Here is a 15,589-nt window from a genome sequence, read left to right as displayed (position 1 = left end):
CCGCCCGAAGGCTGCGGGAGGCGAGCGGCAGAGGAGTGGGCGGCCACCGCGTCGCGGTCCTCGTCGCGCCACGGCTGCCCAGACCGGATCGGTCGTGCCCGCCGCCTCCGCCACGCCGGAGGCGGATTGGGCCGAGTGGCTCGCTCGCCGGGAACCCGAGACCCAGACGCCGCCTTCGCCCGTGAGCACGGACGAATCCGAGGCGAAGGGGGCAGCCGGGAAGCCGCGCCTGAACGAGCGGGATCGGTGGTTCCTCGAGCAGCGTCCACCGCACTGGGACTGAGTGGCCCGGGCGTCGCGAACGCGTCGCGAAACGATCCGAGCGCGCGGTCACGAGAAAGGGCGTCGACACCGTGATGGTGTCGACGCCCCTTCGCGTCAGAGGGTCAGTGACCTCGGGATGAGCGTGAAGCTCAGACGCGACGCTGCGCGCGCAGCTCGTCGCGGATCTCGGCGAGGACGGAGATCTCCGTGTCCTCGACGTCGGCCGGCTTCTCGAAGCGGGCCTTGGCAGCCTCGTACGGCTTGACCATGAAGAAGTACACGACGAAAGCGAGGATGAGGAAAGCGACGAGAACCGTGAGGAACGCGCCCACCGGAACGTCGCCCGGCTTCCAGTTGTTGAAGTCCGGCGTGCCGCCGAGCTTGCCGATGAGGCTCATGACGACGTTGACGAAGGCCTCGACGACCTTTGCGAAGGCGCCCGCCATGATGAACGCGACGGCAAGCTCGATGAGGTTGCCGCGCATGATGAAGTCCTTGAAGCCCTTCATGGCTTCTCCTTACTACTCAGTCCAGTGAAAAGGTGCGAGGTGAGCGTACCCATCCAGGTGAGACGCAAAGAAATGCGGGAATCCCCCAGCGTGTCGGAATTCGTGATAAGCGGGCGGGTCAAGGACTGACCGTGACGAACAGATCTGACCAGGACGAGTGTCCATCATTGGTATGACGCGCAATTTTCATCACGTCGGGCGGCGTGAGGGCCACGAGAACAGGTGCTCGATCGACTCGATTCGACACGTCCGCGCTGCGGGACTTTGTCTCGAATGGTGGTACGACTGGCGCCCCCGAGGTGAGGCGCGTGCCGTCCGGTGCCCAGACGTCGACGCGTGAGGTGCGAGTCAGTCGGTCCGCTAGTGCAGCGTCCGCGTCGATCGTCACGAACTGTCGGCCGCGCAGCTCAGGGCGTTCGGAGTTGTCGGTTGTCGACGCGCCGGACGAGGGGGACGAGGAGGCAGGGACGTCGTGGGTTCCACCGCCGGTGGCCACGAGGGCGGCAGCGGCGAGGCAGACGCAGGCGCCGAGTTTGCGGAGTCGACGTCGCCTCGTGGCGGCGGCTCGGGTGGGCGCATTGAGGCGGTGGACGACGTCGAGATCGCGCAGGCTGGGCATATGTCGACGCTAGGCGCGTGGCAGTTGCGCGTCACGCGGGACGCCCCGTGCCCTGTGGAAGAGGCTTACCGGCCGTCAGGGTTGGGGAGAAGTCAGTCGCTGGACGAACTCGACGAACTGCCCTCGCCCGAGCCGGAACGGCTGTCCGTGCGGTAGAAACCGCTGCCCTTGAACGTCACGCCGACGCCGTCGAACACCTTGCGCAGGTCGCCCGAGCACACCGGGCACGTCGTCAACGCCGGGTCGGAGAAGGACTGCCGCTCCTCGAAGCGGTGGCCACAGTTCTTGCAGGCGTAGACATAGGTGGGCATGGTCTCCTCCAACAGGGCGAACGGCGGGCGCTCGTTCTTTCGAGCGTCATCGTAGGGCAGGGGCGGGGGTGGCCGCTCTCGCCCCGCGAAGCTCAGGAGTGACCGGTCCCGGCATGCTCGGTGTCCGGGCCGGTGTCGGTACGCCAACCGGCCAGGCGGCCACCCGCGCTCACCTCACGGATGCGCTGGGCGGCGAGACCACGCACCGACTCCTTCGTCACGACGAGGAGTTGGTCGCCGGCGCGCAGGACGCTGCGCTCGTTCGGGACGTATCCCTCGTCACCGTTGACGACGAGGGTGACGTTGGCTCCGACCGGCAGGCGCAGTTCGTAGACGCGCACGCCGATGAGGCGTGAGGTCGGGCCCACCTTGACCTGGAGCATGTCGGCACCGAGGTCCGTCAGGGGCGTGTTCTCGACCTCCAGCTCGACGGTGTGGGCTTGCTCGTCGATGCCGAGGCGTTTGGCGACGAAGGGCAGGGTCGGGGCCTGCAGCAGGGTGAAGACGATGACGAGCACGAAGACGAGGTCGAAGATCCATCGCGTGTCGGACGCGCCGAGCGTCAGGGGCACGGTCGCGAGAACGACGGGTACCGCGCCGCGCAGTCCGGCCCAGGACAGGAAGACCTGCTCGCGCCACGAGAAACCGAACGGCGTCATCGACACGAGAACAGACGCCGGGCGCGCGATGAGGAGGAGGACGAATCCGACGACGATCGCCGGCACGAGCTGGTCGGCGAGGCGTGACGGCGATGCGAGCAGCCCGAGGAGAACGAACAGACCGATCTGTGCGAGCCACCCGAGGGCCTGACCGAACCCGCGCACCGCCTGACGGTGTGGGATGTTCATGTTCCCCAGAACGAGCGCGGCGAGATAAGTGGCGATGAAGCCGCTCGTGTGGACCGTCGCGGCTGCGGCGTACGCGAAGACGCCACCCGCGACGACGCCGATGGCGAACAGGCCGGACGAGCCCGGCGCGATGCGTTGCGAGAGTGAGCCCAGCACCCAGCCGACGAGCAGGCCGACGAGCGCGCCGCCAGCAAGTTCGAAGACAGCCGTTCCGGCGAGTTCGAGAATGGTGAGGTGCTCGCCGCCGGGTACGACCTCGCTGGCCAGCGCCACCACGAGGAGGACGACGGGGGCGTCGTTGAAGCCCGACTCGGCTTCGAGCACGCCGGTGAGGCGGTGCGGGAGAGGGACCTTGCGCAGTACGGAGAAGACGGCCGCGGCGTCTGTGGAGCTGACGATGGCGCCGAGCAGGAGCGAGGTCGACCACCCCAGGTCGAGCAACCAGTGGGTGAGTGCGCCGACCACGCCGACGGACACGAGGACGCCGAGCGTCGACAGGAGCAGTGCCGGGGCCACGGACGAGCGGATGCTGCGCCATTCCGTCGTCAGGCCGCCCTCGATGAGAATGAGCACGAGTGCGGCGTAGCCGAGAACCTGAGTGAGGTTGTCGTTGGAGAAGTCGATGCCGAAGCCGCCCTCGCCGAGCACGACGCCGATCGCGAGGTAGATCAGCAGGGTCGGCAGCCCGGAGCGGTTGGCCAGGCGCACCGCGGCGACCGCGACGAGGAGAACGAGGGAGCCGACGAGAAGAACGAAGGGAAGGTCGTCGGTACCGAAGCCCGTGCCGGCCGCTGATGCGATCATGCGCCGCCCCCTCCTACCCGCTCACCGTTCGTCGTCGCTCGGCATTATCTCAGGGGCTCGCGCAACCACGTGAGCCCGTTCACGGTGAGCACGGCGTCGACGCGCTCGTCGTGGGCCTGCGTGGGGAAGTCGACGCCGAACTCGTCCGGAAAGACGACGGCGATGACGGGCGTTCCCTCACGGCGCCGGGGGAGCGCTCGGTCGTAGCAGCCGCCTCCTTGCCCGAGCCGCTCCCCGCGCGCTCCGACGGCAAGGGCGGGTGCCACGACGACGTCGGCGAGCGCGATGGCGTCCTTGCCGAGATCCTCACCGGTTGCGAGGTCGCGCCACGACAGATCGAGGTCCTCGAGGGTGATGGGGACGATGACTCGGCCGTTCTCCAACAGGCGCGCGTTGAGCGGTTCGAGATTCGACTCGGTGTCGAGCGGCTCGAAGGTGGCGACGCACGACGCGGTGCGCAACGCCGGTTCCGCGAGACGGAGCAATCGCCGCCCGTCGGCCTCACGCTCGGACGTCTCACCCATGTCACGGCGGGCCCGTCGCGCGGCGCGCAACGTGCGCCGGACGGCACGCTTAGCCTCCCGTGACGCCGCGTTCACCTCCGGCCCCGTGGAAGCGTCGTTGTCACCCATGACGAGTAGCCTAGGAGACATGACTGAATCGACGACGCCCGCCATCCGACGCCGTGCGCGCAAGGCCGTCATCCCGGCCGCCGGCCTCGGTACCCGCTTCCTGCCCGCCACGAAGGCCATCCCGAAGGAGATGCTGCCGGTGGTCGACAAGCCGGCCATCCAGTACGTGGTGGAAGAAGCCGTCCGTGCGGGCGTGCCCGACATCGTGACGATCACCGGCCGTTCCAAGGCCTCCCTGGAAGATCACTTCGACCGCCACTGGGAGCTCGAGCAGGCACTCGAGCGCAAGGGCGACGAGAAGCGCCTCAAGCGCGTGCGCAAGTCCAACGATCTGGGCGACGTGCACTTCGTCCGTCAGGGCGAGCCGAAGGGGTTGGGCCATGCCGTGCTCATCGGCAAGAACCACGTGGGTGACGAGCCGTTCGCCGTGTTGCTCGGTGACGACCTCATCGACGAGGGTGATCACCTCCTCGAGGAGATGATCGAGGCGCAGCTCAAGCACGGCGGTTCCGTCGTGGCCCTCATGGAGGTTCCGGCCGAACAGATCAACCTCTACGGCTGTGCCGAGGTGGAGCAGATCGACGGTGAGACCTCGGGCGTCGTGCGCGTCAAGGGCCTCGTGGAGAAGCCCTCGCCCGAGGAGGCACCGAGCAACCTGGCCATCATCGGCCGGTACGTGCTCGACCCGTCGATCTTCGAGGTGCTCGAGCGCACCGAGCCGGGCCGCGGCGGCGAGATCCAGCTCACCGACGCTCTGCAGGAGCGTGCGAACGCCACGGGTGACGGCGCGGGCGTGGTCGGCGTCGTGTTCAAGGGCAACCGCTACGACACGGGTGACCGTCTCGACTACCTCAAGGCCGTCGTGCGACTCGGCGTTCGTCACCACGACTTCGGTGACGACTTCCGGTCGTGGCTGCAGGAGTGGGTCACCACGGACGAGGGCAAGGGCAACGAGAAGCGCGCCTGACCCCCTGCTTCGAACCGCCCCGGCAGCGCCCCCCGCGAGGGACGCCGCCGGGGCGGATCTCTTCGTGTGGCCGGTTGTCGGTGATGAGCGGCACAATGTCGGGGTGATCTCCCACGACGACCATCTCGCGCGCATCCTCGCGGCGGCGCCTGCGCCGCGGGTGGAGCGTCTCGCTGTGTCCGGCGGATCGCTGCTCGGACGCGTGCTCGCTGCGGACGTGAGGAGTGCCGTCGAGCTCCCGGCGTTCACCAACTCGGCGATGGACGGCTACGCCGTGCACTCCGCCGACGTGAACGAGCCCTGTGAGCTGCCCGTCGTCGGTGACATCGCTGCCGGAGACACTCGCTCCCTGAGCTGTGAGCCCGGCTCGACCTGGCGCATCATGACGGGCGCACCCATGCCCGAGGGAGCGGACGCCGTCGTGCCCGTGGAGCTGACCGACGGTGGCGTGGAGCGTGTGCGGTTCGAGGCGGCGGCCACGCCGGGCAACCACATCCGTCATGCCGGCGAGGACGTACGGGTGGGCGACCTGCTCCTGCCGCGGGGTACGCACGTGGCGCCGCACCACGTGGCGGTGCTCGCATCGAGCGGCGTCACGCAGGTCGATGTCGTCGCGCGGCCGCGCGTTGTCGTCGTCTCCACCGGTGACGAACTGCGGGCGGCCGGAAGCGAACTCGCCCACGGCCAGATCCACGACTCCAACGGCCCGATGCTCGCCGCGCTCGTCGAGGCCGCGGGGGCGCAACTCCTCGAACAGGTTCACCTGCCCGACGATGCCCGGGCTGTCTCGCAACTGCTCGAGCGGGCCGTGGAGAGCGCCGACGTCGTCATCACGACAGGCGGCGTGAGCGCCGGCGCGTTCGACGTCGTCAAGGAGGCACTCATCGACGCCGGCGACGTCACGTTCGACAAGGTTGCGATGCAGCCGGGCAAGCCGCAGGGGTTCGGGCTGCTCGGCGAGCGCCGCGTGCCCGTCTTCACCCTGCCCGGCAACCCGATGAGCACGCTGGTCTCCTTCCACGTCTTCGTCCTTCCGACGCTCGACGCCATGGGTGGGCGCCCTCCCCGCGAGTGCGAGCGCGCCGTGGTCGAGCGCGGGTGGACGTCGCCGCCCGGGCGTGCGCAGTTCGCGCGGGTCGCGGTGCGTCGTGACGATTCGGGGCGCCTCGTCATCCACCCGAACTCACGCCAGGGCTCGCATCACCTCGGCGAACTGGCCGAGGCGAACGCGCTCGCCCTCGTACCGGCCGACGTCGACGTGGTTCAGGCGGACGACGAGCTCGACATCCAGATGCTGCTGACGAAGGAGTGACATGAGCGATCTCACGCACGTGCGGGCCGACGGCAGCGCGCACATGGTCAACGTGGCGGGCAAGGCCGTGACGCAGCGCTCTGCCTCGGCCGCCGGGCGGGTGCTCCTGCACCCCGACGCCATTGCCGCTCTGCGGGACGGCGCAGTGCCCAAGGGTGACGCCATCGCCGTCGCCCGCATCGCGGGCCTTCAGGCGGCCAAGCGCACCCCGGAGCTCATCCCGCTCGCGCACCCCATCGCCGTGCACGGCGTCGAGGTCGATCTGGACGTGGCCGACGACGGCGTCGACATCCGCGCCACCGTGGTCACCGCGGACCGCACCGGCATCGAGATGGAGGCGCTCACGTGCGTCAGCGTCGCGGCGCTCGCGCTCATCGACATGGTCAAGGCGGTCGACAAGCACGCGCGCATCACGGACGTGCGGGTCGTCGCGAAGTCGGGCGGCCGAAGCGGTGACTGGCATGAGTGACGCCCGCGCTGTCGTCGTGACGTGCTCCACGCGCGCCGCGGCTGGGCAGTACGAGGACGAGACGGGGCCGGCCATCGTGAACTGGTTCGAGGACCGGGGATTCGAGGTCGCCTCCCAGGTCGTTCCCGACGGCGACGCGGTGGGCACCGCGATCGGCGCGGCCCTCGGCGTGGGCGCCGACGTCGTCATCACCACGGGTGGCACCGGCGTCGCGCCGAGCGACGCCACCCCGGAGCAGACGCGCCCCCACCTGTTGGCCGACCTTCCCGGTCTCGCCGAGGCGGTGCGCGCTCGCGGTGTTGCGGCGGGCATCCCGACGGCGGTGCTGTCGCGCGGTCTCGCCGGCGTTGCCGCGTCGGCCAACGCGACGGGCCGGGCGCTCGTCGTCAATCTGCCTGGGTCGAAGGGCGGCGTGAAGGACGGTCTCGCCGTGCTCGACGGCGTCCTCGACCACGTTCTCGACCAGTTGCACGGCGGTGCGCATTGAGCCGACGTCCGTGGCCTGTGACGATCGGTGGCGCCTGGAGCGGTTCGCGCATCGAGTTGCGGCCCCTGCATCCTCGTCGTGACCGCGAGGAGTGGAGCGCGTTGCGCCGCGAGAGCAGCGCGTGGACGGGGCCGTGGGATTCGACGAACCCCTATCCGCAGGAGGCGTTGACTTACCGCAAGGCCATCGCCTTCCAGGACGTCGAAGGGCGCGCGGGACGCCTGCTGCCGTGGGTCCTCACCGTCGACGGGCGCCTGGCGGGGCAGGTGCACGTGTTCAGCATCGTGCGCGGCGCCCAGCAAGGCGGCACCATCGGGTACTGGATTGCCGAGCGGTACGCGGGCCGGGGCATCACGCCGGCCGCAGTGGCCATGGCGATCGACCACTGCTTCGGTGTCGAGCGGCTGCACCGCATCGAGATCAACGTGCGCCCCGAGAACGTGAATTCGCTTCGGGTGGTGGAGAAACTCGGCCTCCGCGACGAGGGCGTGCGCCGTTCTTTCCTCCACATCGCGGGGGAGTGGCGTGATCACCGCACCTTCGCGGTGACGGCCGACGAGGTCGGTGCGGGCGGTCTCGTGGGGCGACTTTCGGGCTGATACCCGAAACCCGTCAGGAACGAGGCGCGACACGCCCGGCGTGTCTCACTCGTTGTGATGTGTTCGACCCATAGCCTTTGTGACGTGAGATCCAGCAGCCTGATTTTCTTCGTCATCTTTGCCGTGTGGGCTGCCTACATGCTCCAGCACTGGGTGCGGCGCCGCGAAGACCTCGCAACCGCCCGCACCGTCGACCGATTCTCGGAGGCGATGAGGATGCTCGAACGTCGAACGCCGGTGAAGGCGCAAGCGACTCGTCGCGACGAGGAGGCGAAGCCGACGCTGCTTCGCCCCCAGGTCTCGGTCAAGGGTGCCAAGCCCGCTGCTGACGCTGCTGGCACCGAATCGGTCGCTCCTGCTGCCGCTTCCACGTCGAAGGCGACGGAGCGCGTCGGTGGTCTTTCCCTCTCTTCCCCGGAGGTGAAGGCCGGCGCGCTCCTCGCCGCTCTGGCACTTCTCGTGCTCACGGTCGTGCTCGCGCCGTTCGGTGTCGTGCCGGCGTGGACGCCGCTGCTCGGTCTCGCTGCTGTCGGTGGCGTCGTCGTGTGGCTGCGCCGCAGCGCCATCGCGGCACGTCAGGCTCGCGCGGCCAAGCCGGCCGCTCGTCCGGTGCGCGCGCCCAAGGCGTCCGCCGAGGGTCCGACGAAGTCCGCCACCGTGGCGCCGACCGCGAAGGCTGCCGCTCCGGCTGCCACCTCGACGAAGCGTTCGCCGCTCGTTGCGCAGACGCCGGTCGAGCGTGAGGAAGCTGTCGAGGTCGTCGAGACCGAGACGCACACGGACGCCGTCGCGAAGGCCGAGGCCGAGGTGTTCGACGCCCGCCAGTGGGCGCCGGTCGACGTCCCACGCCCGACGTACACGATGAAGGCCAAGGCCGAGCGCGAGGAGGTCGCTCCTGCGGCCACGGTCGACGAGACCGACACCCGCCCGCTCGCCGCCCGCTACGAGAACGCACCCGTCGACGAGATTCCCTTCGATGGCATGGCCCTCGACGAGGACTACGACGAACTGCCCGAGGTCTACCGCGCCGGCTGACCCCGCCGCAACGTCCTGACGAAGGCGCCCATCGCTGTGAAGCGGTGGGCGCCTTCGTCCGTCGCGGGCTGGCTGCTGCGTGGGTCGCCCTGTGGCGGCGGAAAACTCCCAAGGTTGGGCCTTGTAGGCCTGCCGACGGCCATGCTCGGCGAACAAGGCCCAAGGTTGTGAGTTCTGCAGACGAGGGGTGCCTGAGTCGGGTGTCCGCCTCCAGGATTCGCACGATTTCGGCCATGTCATCGCGCACGACGACCGACCGACCGATGAAGCGATCGGCCGCAGTGTTCCTCATCGGGTTGCTCGCCGTCGCCACCGTGGCGTTCTGCGGCATCGGAGCGATGGCCTGGCGTCAGGCCGTGCAAGACCGCGCCACCGAGCCGGTGAAGGTGCACGGCGTGGTCACGGACCGGTTCTCGGGCGGCGGGGCAGTAAAGTCTCCGCGGCTGGCGATCTATTTCGATGATCGCCGGCTGGGGTTCATCGAGGGTGACAGGCGGATGGGGGAGGAAGTCGAGGTGTACCGCCTCGGCTCCGGCCAATACAGCTGGGACCGGCCGAGTGCGTACGGCCACCTGCTTCATCCCGCTGGCGCTACTCGCCTGGCTGATCCTCGTGACGTTCGCCGTGAGGAGCATCGTGCGCGGCCAGCGCGGGGCGGCGTCCACGCGAAGATGACGCGGGTGTCTCGGAGATGTCGACCGGGTGCCTGACGCTCGCCCTCGCAGCTCCTGCACAGGGCGGGAAGGATCCTTCCCTTGTGGTGTCCAAGGGGCCGGGTTGCGCGCAAGACGGGGAAATTTCGGCCCTTCTTGCGGGAGGCGGCCACTGGGGTGGGTTCCCCTCCGCGAGCTATGGGGACTCCGTCGGGCTCGCTGGCGCTCGCCCTCCTCCTCGAATCACAGAGTTCGATAAACGTCAGAACGGCCAGGACGGCCAGGACGGCCAGGACGAGAAGCGTGTCCTGGCCGTTCTGACGTTGGTGGAGCTATGGGGACTCCGCCGACCTCGCTCCGCTGCGGCGGCTCCTCGAATCGCCATGTCGATGGGTACGCCGAAGGGGCCGGACGAAAAGCGTGTCCGGCCCCTTCGGCGTACAAGTGGAGCTATGGGGATTCGAACCCCAGACCTTCTCATTGCGAACGAGACGCGCTACCAACTGCGCCATAGCCCCTTGAAGCGAGTGACACGTTACCACCGAGGTGAACACTCGGCCAACCGGTGTCGGCGAGCCGAAACCTCGCGCACACAACGGGGCCCGCCCTCCGCGAACGAAGAGCGGGCACGCCCGCACGAGCAACCCCGAGCGTCAGACCCTCGGCGGCCCGGACGGCGCGACGTCGTCGGCCACATCGGCAGTATCGGCCGACTCGACGGCCCTGATGATCTCGTCCTCGCTGCCCCCACGGAAGCCGTGCTTCGCCACACCGACCCCGATGACGACGGCCGCGAGGCCGAGCGTGAGGAACAGGTTGAGCTGCTGGTCCTCGCGCAGCGCCATCGCGCCCAGCGTGAACACGATGAACGCGATCGTCAGGTACGTCAACACCGGGAACGCCCACATGCGGACGGCCGGGCGCGCGCCCGCCTTGTCCATCGCCGCACGTGCGCGCAGCTGCGTCACGGCGATGACGATGTAGACGAACAGTGCGATCGCGCCAGACGTCGACAGCAGGTACGTGAAGATCTTCTCGGCCAGCAGATAGTTGCCGAACACCGCGAGGAAGCCCACCGCCACGGACGCCAGGATGGCCACCTGCGGCACGCCGCGCTTGTTCGTCGAGGCGAAGGCCTTCGGTGCGTCGCCGCGCTGACCGAGGCTGTAGGCCATGCGGCTGGCCGTGTAGAGCGCCGAGTTCAGACACGACGCAACCGCCGTCAGGATGACGAACGCGAGCACCGTCGCCAACTTGCTCAACCCCATGTTGTTGAGCGCCTCCTGGTAGGAACCGTTCTCCTGCAGCGAAGCGCTGTTCCACTTCGTCAGCGCGATGACGACGAAGATCGAGCCCAGGTAGAACAGCGAAATACGCCAGATGACGGAGTTCACGGCCTTGCGGATGCCCTCGACGGGGTTGTTCGACTCCGCCGCGGCGATCGTCACGATCTCCGTGCCCATGAAGGTGAACATCGTTGTGAGCATGGCCGCGAGCACGCCGCTCCAGCCGTCGGCGAAGAAGCCGTAGTCGGTGAAGCCGCTCAAGCCGGATGTGTGTGAACCGGGGAGCAGGCCGAGGATCGCAAACACACCGAGGCCGATGAACCCGACGATGGCGAGCACCTTGACGAGCGCGAACCAGAACTCGAACTCGCCGTAGTTCGCGACGGAGAACAGGTTCGTCACCGTGAGCAACGCCGTGATGATGAACGCGAACACCCACTGGGGCCAGTCGATCCAGCCGGAGAGGATCTTCGCGCCGGCCGTGGCCTCGACCGGGATGACGAGCACCCAGAACCACCAGTACAGCCAGCCGATCGAGAACCCGGCCCAGCGCCCCAGCGCGCGGTCGGCGTAGACGGAGAAGGAACCCGAGTCGGGGTTCGCCGTCGCCATCTCGCCGAGCATGCGCATGACGAGGACGACGAGCGTCCCGGCGAGCGCGTAGGAGATGAGAACGGACGGGCCGGCGAGCTTGATGGCTGCGGCCGAACCGACGAAGAGCCCGGCGCCGATGACGCCCGCAATCGAGATCATCGTGACGTGCCGCGGCTTGAGGCCGCTGCTCAGGGCCGACGGGCCGTCGGAGTCAGGCTGGGGTGCGTTCATGCGTCGCACTCTGCACCCGGCACCTGCCCCACGGCAATATGCACAATCGAAGTTTCGGCGATCGTGCCGGGATCGTGACCTGACGGGCTCGGGCCCCGACGCCGAGGGCCCGTCAGATCCAGGACGGTAGCCACATCCGCCAGCTCCAGTGACTGTGCGGGATGACCTGGGCCGTGTAGATCGGCCATAAGAAGATGAAGACGCCGACGGCCAGCACGACGTACGCGCCGACCACCCCCGCGCCGATACGTCGACGCTTGAGCGAGGCGTGCGCCGGGCCGAGGATGAGGCCGAGACAGTACGTCACCGCGAGGATGACGTAGGGCGCGAAAACGACGGCGTAGAACGTGAAGATCGTGCGCTCCTGGTAGCCGAACCAGGGCAGCCAGCCGGCCGCGATGAGGGCGAGCAGGACGCCGGGGCGCCAGTCGCGGCGCAACGCCCACATGAACAGGCACACGAGGATGGCGCCGATACCGGCCCACCAGATGCTCACGTTGCCGAGCGACGTGATGGCCTTCGAGCACTCGTTGACGCCGCACCCCTCGACGCCCCTGGCCGGGCTCTCGTAGAAGAACGACGTGGGGCGCGTCTGCGCCATCCAGGTCCACGGGTTCGACTGGTAGGTGTGCGGCGAGGTGATGCTCTTCGCCGAGTCGTACATCTGGATGTGGTACTGCCACAGGCTCCGCAGGGCGTCCGGCATCCACCCGAAGAGGCTCGAGTCGGGCGAGAAGCCGGTGTCCTTCGTCGCGGGGTTCTGTTCGGCCCAGTGACGACCCCAACCGTCGGTGGAGCGCAGCCAGCCGGCCCAGGTGACCAGGTACGTCAGGCAGGCCACGGGCACCATGATGAGCGCGCCGGTGAAGCCGTCCTTGACGATCGTGCTCGAGAACCAGCGGCGCGCCCCGATGGCGCGGCGGGCGCCCAGATCCCAGAAGACGCTCACGAGCCCGAGGGCGACGAGGTAGAAGCCGTCCGACCACTTCGTCGCCATGCCGAGGCCCAGGCAGACGGCGGCGACCCAACGCCACGGACGCAGACCGAGCGACGGCCCGCCGAGGCGCAGCCGCTGGCCGATCTTGTCGTCGCCGTCCCACGTGCCGTCGTTCTTGAGCGTGGCGACCTTGTGGGCGAGAAGGCGACGGGTGCGGTCGCGGTCGGCGAGGATCGCGACGAACGCGGCGAGCGCCCAGAAGCTGACGAGCCCGTCGAGCACCGACGTGCGCGACATGACGAACTCCATGCCCTCGAACGCGGTGAGGATCGCGGCGATCGTCGCGAGGGTGGCGGAACGGAACAGGTGCCAGGCGGCACGCCCGACGAGGAGCACCGCAAGCGTGCCGGCGAGCGCGACGGAGATGCGCCACCCGAACGACGATGTGATGCCGAACAGGTGCTCACCGGCGCCGATGACCCACTTGCCGAACGGCGGGTGGACGATGAAGTCCGGCTCCGGCCCGTAGACGGTGGCGACCTGGTTGTGCGTGAAGAACGCGTCGGGCTCGGGCATGTTCTCGGGCACCTTGCGCTCGTGCCCGTAGAGCATCATGGACCAGCCCTGCTTGACGTAATACGTCTCGTCGAACACGAGCTGGTGCGGTCGCCCGAGATCCCACAGGCGTAGGAACCCGGCCAGAACGGTGACGATCAGGGGGCCGATCCAGCCCCACAGCTTCGCCTTCGCGGTGAGCGGTTCGCCGAGCAGACGGCGGCGCAGATCGAGTTCTTCGCGCGAAACGTCGGTGGCGGGCTCGGCAGTCGCCGATTCGTCGTCGGGCTCGACGCTCGTGCTCGCATTCACCGTGGGCCGTCCTCAGAGGTCGTCCGGCGGCGTGCGCCGGGCGTGGAACCTTGCGCCCCGAGCCTAATCGGTGCGACCGGAGCGCGTGCACGAGCCGTGACACGATGGGCCGGTGAAGCAGATCTCGTCGTCCGAGGGCGCCCTCGTCTTGGCCGCCACCCCGATCGGTGACCCCGCAGACGCCGCGCCGCGCCTCGCGCAGGAACTCACCGATGCGCCGGTCGTCCTGGCCGAGGACACGCGCCGCACGAAGCGCCTGTGCGACGCCCTCGGCGTCACGCCGAGCGGCACGATGCTGAGTTACCACGAGCACAACGAGGCCCGCCGCACGCCGGAGATCGTCGAGCGCATCGCCGCGGGCGAGCGCGTCCTGCTCGTCACGGACGCCGGTATGCCGAGCGTCTCCGACCCGGGGTATCGCCTCGTCGCGGCGTGTGTCGAGCGCGACCTCGCGGTGACGTGTGTGCCCGGGCCGTCGGCCGTGCTCATGGCGCTCGCGGTGTCGGGCCTGCCCGTCGACCGGTTCTGCTTCGAGGGGTTCCCGCCGCGCAAGGCGGGGGAGCGTTCGCGCATGCTGGCGGGCCTCGCGGACGAGCAGCGCACGATGGTCTTCTTCGAGGCGCCGCACCGGTTGGCCGCGACGCTAGAGGCGATGGCGGAGGCGTTCGGCGGCGAGCGTCGCGCCGCCGTCTGTCGTGAGCTGACGAAGACCTACGAGGAGGTGCGCCGCGGCGCTCTCGCGGAACTCGCCGAATGGGCCGTCGAGGGGGCGCGGGGTGAGATCACCGTCGTCGTCGAGGGCGGTGCTGTGAAGGAGGTTTCGCTCGAGGACGGCGTCGCCACCGTGCTCGACCTCGCGAGTGGCGGCGTGCGCCTCAAGGACGCGTGTGCCCAGGTCGCGAAGGCCACGGGCCTGTCGAAGAAGGCGCTCTACGACGCGAGCATCGCGGCTCGCTGATCAGTCGAGGTTTGTGACGAAGTTCGTGCAGTCGGGGTCGAGCGGAGTGCGCAGTTCACCGCGGTCGGGGTCGCTCGGCGGGTAGCACGCCCATAGCACCTTCGTCAGGTTCCACGTCGACGCCGGCACGACGCCCTCGAGTTCGTGCGAGGTGCCCGCAGGTGACGGCGCGTCGAGGCGGGCGCGGACGTGAACGTCGTCGCCCTTGCGCTCGGCGGAGATGACGGTGACCGTTTTCGTCGCCACGTGCGCCGTCGACTTCTCGTGGGTGACGTTGCGCCACGTCTGCACGCCGGCAATGACGGTGACCGCCAGGACGGCTCCGATGAGGACGTTGCGGATACGCCGACGGCGTCGGATGCGACCTTCGATGTCCGGGTCGCGGTCGAGTCGGGGGAAGGCCATCGTCAGACCACCCCGGCGGCGCGGCGCCGATCGGCTCGTCGCTCACGCATGCGCACGACGCTGCGCCACGCGCGCCAGAGCATCCACGCGACGAGGAGCAGCAGGACGAGAGCCAGCACCGGCGCGAAGACGGCGGCGAGGCTCAGGGTGACGGCGGCGGCGTCCTCGGCGGTGGACAGGACAGGGGCGGCGAAGCCCGCCGTTCCGGCGTTCGCGACGGGTCGGGCCGCAGCCTTGCCGGTGTGGAAGATGCCGGCGACGATGGCGCCGCCGATGAGGCCGACCCACGGGTGATCGGTCATCCAGGCGGAGCTGTCGAGGTCGGCGGCCGCGGCGGTGGCGGCGAACACGACCGCGCCGGACGCGGGACGCACGACGGTGCCGAGGGCGTCATTGACGGAGTCGAGGGCCGGGATCTTGTCGACGACCACCTCGCCGATGAGAAGGACCGCCCCGATAACGATGGCCCACGTGCTCTCGACCCACTCGAACCCGGCCGGCAGGTTGACGACGTCCGTGAAGCGCGCGAGGAGCGCCACGAGGAGGAACGGGATGTAGGCGTTGAGGCCTGCCGCAGCGGAGAGTCCCGCACCGGTCAGTGCAGCGAACATGGGCGTTCCTTGTCGTCAAAGCGTCAAAACATTGCGACAACTGTGGCACACGCACCCCTATTCCCCGATTCTGTAGTGGGGGGGGGGGGGGGGGGGGGGGGGGGGGCCGGCGCCGGCGGGGGGGGGGGGGGGGGGCGGGCGGCCCGGGGGGGGGCGGGGGGGGGGGGGGGGGGGGGGGGGGGGGGGGGGGG

At 69.2% G+C, this 15,589-nt stretch carries 16 protein-coding genes and 1 tRNA gene; 8 read left to right on the top strand and 9 right to left on the bottom strand.

Annotated features, from left to right (window positions below):
* Nucleotides 1-413: 413 nt before the first annotated feature.
* The 4 genes from K9D12_RS00085 to K9D12_RS00070 all read right to left on the bottom strand — a co-directional run bounded on the left by K9D12_RS00085 (nucleotide 414) and on the right by K9D12_RS00070 (nucleotide 3,987).
* Complete coding sequence (locus tag K9D12_RS00085) at nucleotides 414-773, bottom strand: MscL family protein (protein ID WP_047312278.1); 360 nt, start codon at nucleotides 771-773, stop codon at nucleotides 414-416.
* Between the two features lie 711 nt (nucleotides 774-1,484).
* Nucleotides 1,485-1,703 carry an FmdB family zinc ribbon protein gene (locus tag K9D12_RS00080; RefSeq protein WP_129665682.1) on the bottom strand — a complete coding sequence of 73 codons (219 nt, stop codon included), beginning with the start codon at nucleotides 1,701-1,703 and terminating at the stop codon, nucleotides 1,485-1,487.
* Nucleotides 1,704-1,795: 92 nt separating this feature from the next.
* Nucleotides 1,796-3,355, bottom strand: coding sequence for a potassium/proton antiporter (locus tag K9D12_RS00075; protein WP_129665684.1), 1,560 nt, complete (start codon nucleotides 3,353-3,355; stop codon nucleotides 1,796-1,798).
* 44 nt (nucleotides 3,356-3,399) lie between these two features.
* Nucleotides 3,400-3,987 (bottom strand): 5-formyltetrahydrofolate cyclo-ligase, encoded by a 588-nt coding sequence (locus K9D12_RS00070; RefSeq protein ID WP_223059161.1) that lies wholly within the window; start codon nucleotides 3,985-3,987, stop codon nucleotides 3,400-3,402.
* Nucleotides 3,988-4,006: 19 nt separating this feature from the next.
* Between K9D12_RS00070 and galU the strand changes: the two genes are divergently transcribed.
* The 7 genes from galU to K9D12_RS00035 all read left to right on the top strand — a co-directional run bounded on the left by galU (nucleotide 4,007) and on the right by K9D12_RS00035 (nucleotide 9,566).
* On the top strand, nucleotides 4,007-4,954 hold the full coding sequence (gene galU, locus K9D12_RS00065; RefSeq protein WP_129665688.1) for a UTP--glucose-1-phosphate uridylyltransferase GalU: 948 nt from the start codon (nucleotides 4,007-4,009) through the stop codon (nucleotides 4,952-4,954).
* 103 nt (nucleotides 4,955-5,057) lie between these two features.
* On the top strand, nucleotides 5,058-6,266 hold the full coding sequence (gene glp / locus K9D12_RS00060) for a gephyrin-like molybdotransferase Glp (protein ID WP_129665690.1): 1,209 nt from the start codon (nucleotides 5,058-5,060) through the stop codon (nucleotides 6,264-6,266).
* A gap of 1 nt (nucleotide 6,267) precedes the next feature.
* On the top strand, nucleotides 6,268-6,735 hold the full coding sequence (moaC, locus tag K9D12_RS00055; RefSeq protein WP_129665692.1) for a cyclic pyranopterin monophosphate synthase MoaC: 468 nt from the start codon (nucleotides 6,268-6,270) through the stop codon (nucleotides 6,733-6,735).
* Complete coding sequence (locus K9D12_RS00050) at nucleotides 6,728-7,222, top strand: molybdenum cofactor biosynthesis protein B (protein ID WP_129665695.1); 495 nt, start codon at nucleotides 6,728-6,730, stop codon at nucleotides 7,220-7,222. Before moaC ends, K9D12_RS00050 begins: the two co-directional genes overlap by 8 nt.
* A gap of 17 nt (nucleotides 7,223-7,239) precedes the next feature.
* Nucleotides 7,240-7,821: a GNAT family N-acetyltransferase gene (locus K9D12_RS00045; protein WP_240730207.1), complete on the top strand. Its 582-nt coding sequence runs from the start codon at nucleotides 7,240-7,242 to the stop codon at nucleotides 7,819-7,821.
* A gap of 84 nt (nucleotides 7,822-7,905) precedes the next feature.
* Nucleotides 7,906-8,856, top strand: a complete 951-nt coding sequence (locus K9D12_RS00040; protein ID WP_129665699.1) for a hypothetical protein — start codon at nucleotides 7,906-7,908, stop codon at nucleotides 8,854-8,856.
* A 233-nt stretch (nucleotides 8,857-9,089) separates the two neighbouring features.
* Nucleotides 9,090-9,566: a hypothetical protein gene (locus K9D12_RS00035; RefSeq protein ID WP_129665701.1), complete on the top strand. Its 477-nt coding sequence runs from the start codon at nucleotides 9,090-9,092 to the stop codon at nucleotides 9,564-9,566.
* Nucleotides 9,567-9,954: 388 nt separating this feature from the next.
* On the opposite strand, the gene K9D12_RS00030 is transcribed toward K9D12_RS00035, so the two are convergent.
* The 3 genes from K9D12_RS00030 to K9D12_RS00020 all read right to left on the bottom strand — a co-directional run bounded on the left by K9D12_RS00030 (nucleotide 9,955) and on the right by K9D12_RS00020 (nucleotide 13,424).
* Nucleotides 9,955-10,027, bottom strand: a tRNA-Ala gene (locus K9D12_RS00030).
* A 135-nt stretch (nucleotides 10,028-10,162) separates the two neighbouring features.
* Nucleotides 10,163-11,620: an amino acid permease gene (locus K9D12_RS00025; RefSeq protein ID WP_223059160.1), complete on the bottom strand. Its 1,458-nt coding sequence runs from the start codon at nucleotides 11,618-11,620 to the stop codon at nucleotides 10,163-10,165.
* Nucleotides 11,621-11,732: 112 nt separating this feature from the next.
* On the bottom strand, nucleotides 11,733-13,424 hold the full coding sequence (locus K9D12_RS00020; RefSeq protein WP_129665704.1) for a dolichyl-phosphate-mannose--protein mannosyltransferase: 1,692 nt from the start codon (nucleotides 13,422-13,424) through the stop codon (nucleotides 11,733-11,735).
* Between the two features lie 121 nt (nucleotides 13,425-13,545).
* Here K9D12_RS00020 and rsmI point away from each other — a divergent pair, with 121 nt between their 5' ends.
* Entirely contained in the window at nucleotides 13,546-14,382 is an 837-nt protein-coding gene (gene rsmI, locus K9D12_RS00015) for a 16S rRNA (cytidine(1402)-2'-O)-methyltransferase (protein WP_223059321.1), read from the top strand.
* Here rsmI and K9D12_RS00010 read toward each other — a convergent pair whose 3' ends face one another.
* Together K9D12_RS00010 and K9D12_RS00005 are read right to left on the bottom strand one after the other, a co-directional pair.
* The gene (locus K9D12_RS00010) at nucleotides 14,383-14,787 is read right to left on the bottom strand and encodes a hypothetical protein (RefSeq protein WP_129665706.1); all 405 of its coding nucleotides are present in this window, start codon (nucleotides 14,785-14,787) and stop codon (nucleotides 14,383-14,385) included.
* Nucleotides 14,788-14,789: 2 nt separating this feature from the next.
* A complete protein-coding gene (locus K9D12_RS00005; protein WP_129665708.1) occupies nucleotides 14,790-15,398 on the bottom strand; it encodes a DUF4126 domain-containing protein in 609 nt (202 codons plus the stop codon).
* Nucleotides 15,399-15,589: the final 191 nt, after the last annotated feature.

The organism is Dermacoccus sp. Tok2021 (assembly GCF_019895135.1).
Classification (GTDB): domain Bacteria; phylum Actinomycetota; class Actinomycetes; order Actinomycetales; family Dermatophilaceae; genus Dermacoccus; species Dermacoccus abyssi.
Note: the sequence above shows the minus strand (reverse complement) of the source record. Positions and strands in the feature narration are given on the sequence as shown.